This is a genomic window from Allokutzneria sp. NRRL B-24872 (genome assembly GCF_002155965.1).
Taxonomy (GTDB): Bacteria; Actinomycetota; Actinomycetes; order Mycobacteriales; family Pseudonocardiaceae; genus Allokutzneria.
The window spans coordinates 1-770 of sequence record NZ_MUMH01000303.1; the positions used below are offsets into that span (position 1 = coordinate 1).

At 73.3% G+C, this 770-nt stretch carries 1 pseudogene; it reads left to right on the forward strand.

From position 1 onward, the window contains the following. Positions 1–153: 153 nt before the first annotated feature. Positions 154–723 (forward strand): annotated as a pseudogene (locus CCN37_RS37615) (amino acid-binding protein); the annotation flags it as partial. Positions 724–770: the final 47 nt, after the last annotated feature.

Sequence of the window (770 nt, forward strand, 5' to 3'; positions counted from 1 at the left end):
GGGTTGTCGGGGGGCACTGGTAGAACTGGGGACGTTAAGAACGTGCTTCCGTCCGGAGAACTGTGGCCGTTGACGGTGGCGCCCGCCGGGTGTTCTGCCACAATCGGCGGCCGACAGCGGCGCGCGGACGCCGACCCTTGCAGCTCAGGNNCGGACATCCTCAGCGTGGACGTGGTGGAGCGCTCCCCCGGCGTGGCCGTCGACGACCTGGTGGTGGAGCTGCCCTCCGGCCGCCTGCCGGACGTGCTGATCACCGCGGCGGAGTCCGTCGAGGGCGTCGAGGTGGACGCGGTCCGGCCTTACGCCGGCGTGCTCGACACCCACCGCGAGCTGGAGCTCGTCGAGGAGGTGGCGGCCGAGCCGGCCAAGGGCGTCGAGGTGTTCACCGAGGGCGTTCCCAAGATCATCCGCGCTGGTTGGGCCGTGGTGGCCCGCCGCACGCCGGGCGGGCTGGAGCGGCTGGCGGCCTCCACGGCGGCCCCGGAGACGCGCGCGGTCGAGCTGCCCTGGATGCCGTTGACGAAGGCCCGCATCCTCGACGGCGAGGAGGCCTGGGTTCCCGAGACCTGGCGCGAACTCGGCACCGAACTCGCCGCGACGCCCCTCGGCAACCCCGACCGCGTGCTCCTCGTCGGCCGCCCCGGGGGCCCCATGTTCCGCGCCGCCGAGGTCGCCCGCCTGGCCCACCTCGCAGGCATCGTCTCGGTGGTCCTCCCCGACTAGCCGCACTCCGCCCACGCCGTCTCCGAGCGTTTTGGCTACGTGTTGCG